The sequence below is a fragment of the Marisediminicola senii genome, assembly GCF_011057645.1.
In the GTDB taxonomy this organism is placed as follows: Bacteria; Actinomycetota; Actinomycetes; order Actinomycetales; family Microbacteriaceae; genus Marisediminicola; species Marisediminicola senii.
Genome location: NZ_JAALGE010000075.1, coordinates 1 through 7425, shown reverse-complemented (window position 1 = coordinate 7425; position 7425 = coordinate 1). Strand labels below are relative to the sequence as shown.

The following is a 7425-nucleotide window of genomic DNA, read 5'->3' as shown; positions in this document are numbered from 1 at the left end:
CCCCCCCCGGGGGCGGCGGGGCAGGCGGGGGGGGCGGTGGGGGTGGCAGGGGCGGGGCGCCGCCGCAACCCGAATGGCCCGCCGCCCCCCCCCCGTTCTGAGGCGCAGAACCCCCCCCCCCCCCGCCGGTCACGTCAACTGGTCGCGCCGCACGGTCGTGCCGGCTGGTCGCGCCGCACGGTCGCGCCGGCTGGTCGCGCTAGTTGGGCATCAGGACTCGAGGTGCCACAGCCCGCGGTAGTACCGGATGCGGTCGTCGTCCGGCTCGATACCGTAGGCCCGGAAGAATTCCGGCTGGTGCCCCTCGCCGAAGTTCCAGTCGAGGCTCATCGAGGCGACCGCGAGGTCGGCCCAGCGGTCGCCCACCGCGAGGTCACCGAAGTCGACGTTGCCCACCCACTCCCCGCGGGCCGAGACCAGGGTGTTCGGCGCGCAGGCATCGCCGTGTACGAGCACCGGATCGGCGATGGCGGGGCGCTGGCCCAATGCCTCCGGCTGACGACCGACCCAGGATTGCGCCGTCCACTCGGACGGGAAGTCGCGAACGTCGATCGCGTGCAGGACACGGAGACCGGCGGCGATCGCCCGGATTGCCTCGGACGGCCTGGCCCGCCACATCGGGCCCACCGCACCCGTACCGGGCAGCGCTGCGGTCACGAGCCACTGCGCCCCGGCGTCGAAGCCCACGTCGAGAACCCGCGGGGCGGCGTGGCGGGCGCTGATCCATTCCAGTCGGTCACGCTCCCGGTCGAGATCGATGCCGGTCGACCGCGGGTTCCACTTGACGAACCGGTCGTCGCCGATGCGGAAGGTCAGTCCGCCCGCTTCGTTACACCAGGCCAGCTCGGGCGTGGATGCTCCCGCGAGCGTCTGCACCACGTCGGGCACGACGATTCCGGTCATCGGACTGTCGAGGGGGCCGAGTGTTCCGGGACCGGGTGTTCCGACGCTCATGTGGTCCACCGTCCAGCCACCCGGTCCGACTCCCCCGCCAGCCCTAGATGAGGCCCTTGGTGTGCCAGACGGTCTTGGTCTCGGTGAAGAACGAGATGCGGTCGAGCGATGCCGCGGGCACGCCCGGCTCCGGCGGCAGCACGCGCATGAGCGTCTCGGCTGCCGCGATCTGCAGATCGACCCAGTCGAGGGCGCCAGCGCCCGCGAGGTCGATGGCGTTGACATCGGCGTGGCTGGCGAGCCACGGCGCCATCTCGGCCGGCGACCCGGTGAGGATGTTAATCACGCCGCCGGGTACGTCGCTCGTGGCGAGAACCTCACTGAGGCTGATCGCGGCGAGCGGTGCTGCCTCGTTCGCGATGACGACGACCGTATTGCCCGAGACGAGCGCCGGAGCGACGACGTTGACCAGGCCGAGGAGCGACCCAGCCGCCTGCTGGCCGGTGCCCTGCCCGGTGCCCTGGGGCGCGACGATGGCCACGACGCCGGTCGGCTCGGGCACGGAGATGTTGAAGTACGGGCCGGAGACCGGGTTCGCGCCACCGGTGGCCTGCACGTACTTGTCGGCCCAACCGGCGTACCAGACCCAGCTGTCGATGGCGTCGTCGACCTGCGCCATGGCGTCGGCGGGCGATGCACCCTCCGACTCGATGATCTCGGCGATGAACTGGGCCCGGCGTCCCTCGAGCAGCTCGGCGATGCGGTACAGCACCTGCCCGCGGTTGTAGGCCGTCGCTCCCGACCAGCCGGAGAAGGCGCTGCGGGCGGCGACGACGGCATCGCGGGCGTCCTTGCGCGACGCCTTGGCGGCGTTGGCGAGGAATGTGCCGTCGGCAGAGGTCACCTCGTACACGCGACCCGATTCACTGCGCGGGAACTTGCCGCCGATGTAGAGCTTGTAGGTCTTGGGAATGGCGAGACGACTCACTTGGCGGCCTTCTTTCGTGCGCTGGAGCTGCTGTCGGGGCTGCTGGTCGAGTCGGTGCCGCTGGCGCTGCCGGTTCGGGTCGGCGAGAGGTATGCGGCGAGGCCGTGCCTGCCGCCCTCGCGGCCGTAGCCGGATTCCTTGAAGCCGCCGAAGGGGCTGGCCGGGTCGAACCGGTTGAAGGTGTTCGCCCAGATCACACCGGCGCGCAGCTTGTCGGCGACGGCCAGCACGCGGCTGCCCTTGTCGCTCCAGATGCCCGCCGAGAGGCCGTACGGGGTGTTATTCGCCTTGGCGATCGCCTCGGCCGGGGTGCGGAACGTGAGCACCGACAGGACCGGTCCGAAGACCTCGTCACGCGCGATGCGGTGGCTGGTCGACACGTTCGTGAAGATCGTCGGGGCGAACCAGAACCCGTTCTCCGGGATGGCGCAGTTCGCGGTCCACCGGTCGGCGCCCTCCTGCTCGCCGATGTCGGAGAGCTCGCGGATGCGGTCGAGCTGCTCACGGCTGTTGATGGCCCCGATGTCGGTGTTCTTGTCGAGCGGGTCGCCGAGGCGGAGGGTCGACAGTCGCTGCTTGAGCCGGTCGACGACCTCGTCGTGGATGTTCTCCTGCACCAGCAGGCGGCTCCCGGCGCAGCAGACGTGGCCCTGGTTGAAGAAGATGCCGTTGACGATGCCCTCGATGGCCTGGTCGATGGGGGCGTCGTCGAACACGATGTTCGCCGCCTTGCCGCCGAGTTCGAGAGTGACCTTCTTGTCGGTGCCGGCGACCGACCGCGCGATGGCTCGCCCGACGGCGGTCGAGCCGGTGAAGGCGACCTTGTTGACGTCGGGGTGGTTGACGAGCGCCTCGCCGGTGCTGCCCGCCCCGGTGACGATGTTCACGACTCCGGCAGGCAGGTCGGCCTGCTGCAGGATCTCGGCGAACAGCAACGCGGTGAGGGAGGTGGTCTCGGCGGGCTTCAGCACGACGGTGTTGCCTGCGGCGAGTGCTGGCGCGATCTTCCACGCGAGCATCAGCAGCGGAAAGTTCCACGGAATGACCTGGGCGGCGACGCCGAGGGCGCGGGGGTTCGGGCCGAGTCCGGCGTAGTCGAGCTTGTCGGCCCAGCCGGCGTAGTAGAAGAACCACGCAGCCACGAGGGGCACGTCGACGTCGCGGCTCTCCTTGATCGGCTTGCCGTTGTCGAGGCTCTCGGCGACCGCGAGTTCGCGGGCGCGCTCCTGCACGAGGCGGGCGATGCGGAACAGGTACTTGCCGCGATCGCGGCCCGACATGGTCGACCAGGTCGTGTCGTATGCCCGGCGGGCGGCGGCGACCGCGCGGTCGACGTCGCTCGCGTCGGCCGTCGAGATCATCGTGATCTGCTTCTCCGTCGCCGGCGAGATCGAGGCGAACGGGGTGCCGCTGCCGTCGACGAAGTCACCGTCGATGAAGAGGCCGTAGTCGCTGCGCAGCGCGAGGATCGACGTCGATTCCGGCGCGGGCGCGTAGTCGAGAAAACTCATGGGGTCTGCCTCAGTCAATCGTCACGTAGTCGGGTCCGGAGTAGTGCCCGGAGGTCATCTTCTGGCGCTGCAGCAGCACGTCGTTCAGCAGGCTCGATGCGCCGAACCTGAACAGGTGCGGGGTGAGCCATTCCTCGCCGACGGTCTCCGCGACCGTGACGAGGTACTTGATGGCGTCCTTCGATGCCCGGATGCCGCCAGCCGGCTTGACCCCGATCTTCACTCCCGTGAGGCGGTGCCAGTCGCGCACGACCTCGAGCATCGAGAGGGTGACGGGCAGGGTCGCGGCGGGCGCGACCTTGCCGGTCGAGGTCTTGATGAAGTCGCCGCCGGCGAGGATGGCGAGCCACGATGCGCGGCGGATGTTGTCGTAGGTGTTCAGTTCGCCGGTCTCGAGGATCACCTTGAGGTGGGCGAAGCTGCCGTCGGCGCGACGGCAGGCCTCCTTGACGGCCACGATCTCATCGAACACCTGGCCGTAGCGGCCGGAGAGGAATGCCCCGCGGTCGATGACCATGTCGATCTCGTCGGCACCCGCGGCGACCGCGTCGGACGTGTCGGAGAGCTTGACGGCGAGGGACGCCCGGCCGCTGGGGAACGCGGTGGCCACCGCGGCCACGTTGATGCCGTCGTCACGCCCGGCAGAATGCGCTGACCCGAGCGCCTCGACGGCGTACGGCACCATGTCGCCGTAGACGCAGACCGCGGCGACCCTGGGGGTGCTCATGTCTGCGGCATCCGGAGTCATCGCCTTGGCGACCAGCGAGCGCACCTTGCCCGGCGTGTCCGCACCCTCGAGGGTGGTGAGGTCGATGAGCGAGATGATCCGGTCGAGCGCCCAGGCCTTCGACGTGGTCTTGATCGACCGCGACCCGAGGCCGGCCGCGCGCTGCTCGAGACCTACGGCGTCGACGCCGGGAATGCCGTGCAGGTACCGGTTGAGGTTGGCGTCGGAGGGTTCACCGCCGATGAGGGACTGGGTCCGATCACGGAGGGCCAGCTGGGTGGTGGTCATGGGTGGTCCTTACGTCGGATCAAACCACGATTCTATTCGCCGAACCGGCCTTAGGCTGGCGCCATGACGATGACGCCAGACTCCCCAGCCCCAATCGGTCACTCCGGCGGCACGGACACCCCGGCCGGTGGGCTCGCCCTCGCCGTCGACTTCGGGGGCACCAAGGTGGAGTCGGCGCTCGTCGACGAGCACGGGAGCGTCGTCGCCGGTACCAGGTTCCGCGAGGCGACCGGGCCGGAGAAGGATGCCGACGGGCTCGCCACTTCCGTGCGCACCGCCGTGACCGCGACACTCGCTGCGCTGCCGGAGGGCTCCGCGTTGGTCGGCGCCGGTATCGGTGCCGCTGGTCCGCTGCACGAAGACGAGGGGCTCGTCTCCCCCCTGAACCTCCCCGCCTGGCGGCGGTACCCCCTGCGTGACCTGGTCGCCGGCCTCGCGCCAGGCCTGCCCGTCACCCTGCGCATGGACGGGCTGTGCATCACCCTCGCCGAGCACTGGATCGGTGCCGCCCGCGGGTACGACAACGTGATGGGCATGATCGTGTCGACCGGCATCGGCGGCGGCCTGATCCTCGGTGGCCACACGGCGTCCGGCCCTACCGGAAACGCCGGGCACATCGGACACGTCGAGGTCGCCGGCTTCGACGACCCGTGCGCCTGCGGCGGTATCGGGTGCGTCGAAGCCATTGCCTCCGGCCCGAACACCGTCGCGTGGGCGCGGGCGCAGGGCTGGGAGGGCGCGACCGGCGAGGACCTCAGCGCGGGCTACGCCGCGGGCGACGCGATCGCGGTGGCAGCCGTGGAACGCTCCGGTCGGGCCCTCGGGCAGGCCATCGCGTCGGCGACGGCCCTCGTCGACCTCGACATCGTGGCGATCGGCGGCGGGTTCTCGCAGGTGTCCCCCGACCTGTTCACGCACATTCGCGCGGCGACCGCCCGGCGCGCGGAGTTCTCGTTCGTCACGAAGGTCGTCGTCGTTCCGAGCGGGCTCTCCGGTGACGGGCCGCTCATCGGCGCCGCGGCGCTTGTGCACCGCGCGGAGACGGTGGCCTGACCGCGTCCGGTCCGGTGCGCGTATGCGACCAGCGCTAGCGCAGCAGCGAGCCGCCCCTGCCCTTGATGAGCACGTGCCCGCGCGCCGTCGACAGTCGCGTCCACGGGCCGGTCTCGTACACGGCGACTCCCCCGCCCCCGCCAAGGAACCCCAGCGACACGGCCGCGAAGGCACCCCCCGCGACGATGGATTCCCGGCCGGCGACGGGGCGTCCCCACACCTCGGAGCGCACCTTGTGCACGATCTGCTCCCCGGTGCCGGTGGGCACGGCGGTCGCGACCTCGGCGATGCCCTCCCTGGCTATCCGTTGAAGGGTCTCGTCGTCGATCGGGTCGGCGGTGGTCCACCCGCTCCTCGGTGGTGAGATAGCGGCCCAGCCCGCCGTGCGCACGTCGTCGGGCAGCGTCACGGTGACGGGCGCCATGGCATCCATCACCTCGTCCTGCAGGGCGGTGACCAGGGCGACCAGCTGGCGCAGCGGCACCACCGCGTCGACCGGTTCCGAGACCTCGACCGCGAAGGTACGCAGGCCGAGCACCGTCGGGCTGGAGTCGAGCAGGCCGACCGGGTGCAGCACCGCGACGTAGGCCGCGAGCACTCCGCCGGTTGCCACGAGGCGCACGGCGCCGCCGTCGTCGACGCGGGCGGCACGGGCGAGGTACACCCGGAGGTCGCCGAGGGAGAGGGAGTCGGTGAGGTCGAATTCGCGTGTCATCTGACCTCTAAAATAGGCGACACGACCTCGGGCGCCGCACCGGACGGTCCGACAGAAGCCGGGAGCGCGCGTGATGAATCCGATCGAAGGCCTGCTGCACGCACTCGACCTCACCGACACCGGGGCGAGAACGAGTGAAGACATCTTCACAGGGCCCAGCCAGTGGATGCCGCTGGGCCGCGTCTTCGGCGGGCAGGTGCTCGCGCAGTCCCTCGTTGCGGCCATGCGAACGATCCCGGAAGAGCGACTCGTGCACTCCATGCACGGGTACTTCCTGCGGCCGGGCAACGTCGAGCTGCCGATCACGTTCTCGGTCGACCGCATCCACGACGGACGGTCGTTCTCCACCCGTCGTACGCAGGCGTACCAGGAGGGCCAGCCGATCCTGTCGATGATCGCGTCGTTCCAGGACGAGGACGACGGCCTCGAGCACCAGATCGACATGCCGGCCGACATCCCGCTTCCGGAGACGCTGCCGAGTGCCGCGGAGGCGCTGGGTGAGGTCGACCACCCGGTCGCGCGCTACTGGGCGCATCAGCGGCCGTTCGACATGAGGCACATCCCGTCGCCGGTGTTCCTCGCCGTGGACGGACCGCGGGTCTGGCACCAGGCAGTGTGGCTCAAGGCCACCGGACCGCTGCCCGACGACAAGAACCTGCACCGCGCCGCACTGGCCTACGCGAGCGACTACTCGATCCTGGAGCCGATCTTCCGCCGGCACGGGCTGGCCTGGGCGACGCCAGGGCTCAAGGCGGCGAGCCTCGACCACGCGATGTGGTGGCACCGCTTCGGGCGGGTCGACGAATGGATGCTCTACGTGCAGGAGTCCCCGAACGCCATCAGCGGGCGCGGCCTCTCGCAGGGACGCATCTACGACCTCGACGGGCGGCTGCTCGCATCGGTCGCGCAAGAGGGCATGGTGCGGGTTCCGCGCAGCTGACGCGCTGCGCGACCCGAGTTGGACGTCAACCGCGCTTCGTGAACGCGACCGGCTCTTCGACGTACGGCTGCCATACCTGGCGGAGCTCATCGGTGATGCGCTGCGGGCGCCCGGTGGCGGCCGTGACCATCACCAGGGTCGTCGCCGCGCGAGTGAACAGCGCGCGCGGCTCGACGCCGGCGGGCGAATACAGCTCGTAGCAGACCCCGAGGCCCGCCCCCCCCCGGCGCCCCATCCCCCACCCCCAGGCGATCGGGGGCCCCCCGGAGGGGAATGGGGGCCCCGTCCTCCACTCCCTCCGCCCCAGCC

At 70.6% G+C, this 7425-nt stretch carries 8 protein-coding genes; 2 read left to right on the top strand and 6 right to left on the bottom strand.

Going from position 1 to position 7425, the window contains the following annotated elements:
• Positions 1–210: 210 nt before the first annotated feature.
• Genes G5S38_RS14835 through deoC form a run of 4 tightly spaced genes read right to left on the bottom strand, consistent with a single transcriptional unit; the run spans position 211 to position 4408 of the window.
• On the bottom strand, positions 211–954 hold the full coding sequence (locus G5S38_RS14835; RefSeq protein WP_235929114.1) for an aminoglycoside 3'-phosphotransferase: 744 nt from the start codon (positions 952–954) through the stop codon (positions 211–213).
• 43 nt (positions 955–997) lie between these two features.
• Positions 998–1882, bottom strand: coding sequence for an aldehyde dehydrogenase family protein (locus tag G5S38_RS14830; protein ID WP_165070268.1), 885 nt, complete (start codon positions 1880–1882; stop codon positions 998–1000).
• Positions 1879–3393: an aldehyde dehydrogenase family protein gene (locus G5S38_RS14825; RefSeq protein WP_165070265.1), complete on the bottom strand. Its 1515-nt coding sequence runs from the start codon at positions 3391–3393 to the stop codon at positions 1879–1881. The genes G5S38_RS14830 and G5S38_RS14825 overlap by 4 nt, the downstream gene beginning before the upstream one ends.
• Before the next feature lie 10 nt (positions 3394–3403).
• Positions 3404–4408, bottom strand: coding sequence for a deoxyribose-phosphate aldolase (gene deoC, locus G5S38_RS14820; protein ID WP_165070263.1), 1005 nt, complete (start codon positions 4406–4408; stop codon positions 3404–3406).
• A 63-nt stretch (positions 4409–4471) separates the two neighbouring features.
• On the opposite strand from deoC, the gene G5S38_RS14815 reads away from it, so the two are divergent.
• On the top strand, positions 4472–5461 hold the full coding sequence (locus G5S38_RS14815; protein WP_235929113.1) for an ROK family protein: 990 nt from the start codon (positions 4472–4474) through the stop codon (positions 5459–5461).
• A 34-nt stretch (positions 5462–5495) separates the two neighbouring features.
• Here the strand turns inward: G5S38_RS14815 and G5S38_RS14810 are convergent, their stop codons facing one another.
• Positions 5496–6176: a hypothetical protein gene (locus G5S38_RS14810; protein ID WP_165070261.1), complete on the bottom strand. Its 681-nt coding sequence runs from the start codon at positions 6174–6176 to the stop codon at positions 5496–5498.
• Positions 6177–6249: 73 nt separating this feature from the next.
• Here G5S38_RS14810 and G5S38_RS14805 point away from each other — a divergent pair, with 73 nt between their 5' ends.
• Positions 6250–7116 (top strand): acyl-CoA thioesterase, encoded by an 867-nt coding sequence (locus tag G5S38_RS14805; protein WP_201276710.1) that lies wholly within the window; start codon positions 6250–6252, stop codon positions 7114–7116.
• 25 nt (positions 7117–7141) lie between these two features.
• Here G5S38_RS14805 and G5S38_RS14800 read toward each other — a convergent pair whose 3' ends face one another.
• Positions 7142–7351 (bottom strand): acyl-CoA thioesterase family protein, encoded by a 210-nt coding sequence (locus G5S38_RS14800; protein WP_165070259.1) that lies wholly within the window; start codon positions 7349–7351, stop codon positions 7142–7144.
• Between the last annotated feature and the right edge of the window lie 74 nt (positions 7352–7425).

Excerpts from the sequence above, each read along its gene's own strand:
- G5S38_RS14835 (WP_235929114.1), bottom strand. The coding sequence starts at position 954 with ATGAGCGTCGGAACACCCGGTCCCGGAACACTCGGCCCCCTCGACAGT.
- G5S38_RS14825 (WP_165070265.1), bottom strand. The coding sequence starts at position 3,393 with ATGAGTTTTCTCGACTACGCGCCCGCGCCGGAATCGACGTCGATCCTC.
- deoC (WP_165070263.1), bottom strand. The coding sequence starts at position 4,408 with ATGACCACCACCCAGCTGGCCCTCCGTGATCGGACCCAGTCCCTCATC.
- G5S38_RS14815 (WP_235929113.1), top strand. The coding sequence starts at position 4,472 with ATGACGATGACGCCAGACTCCCCAGCCCCAATCGGTCACTCCGGCGGC.
- G5S38_RS14810 (WP_165070261.1), bottom strand. The coding sequence starts at position 6,176 with ATGACACGCGAATTCGACCTCACCGACTCCCTCTCCCTCGGCGACCTC.
- G5S38_RS14805 (WP_201276710.1), top strand. The coding sequence starts at position 6,250 with ATGAATCCGATCGAAGGCCTGCTGCACGCACTCGACCTCACCGACACC.
- G5S38_RS14800 (WP_165070259.1), bottom strand. The coding sequence starts at position 7,351 with ATGGGGCGCCGGGGGGGGGCGGGCCTCGGGGTCTGCTACGAGCTGTAT.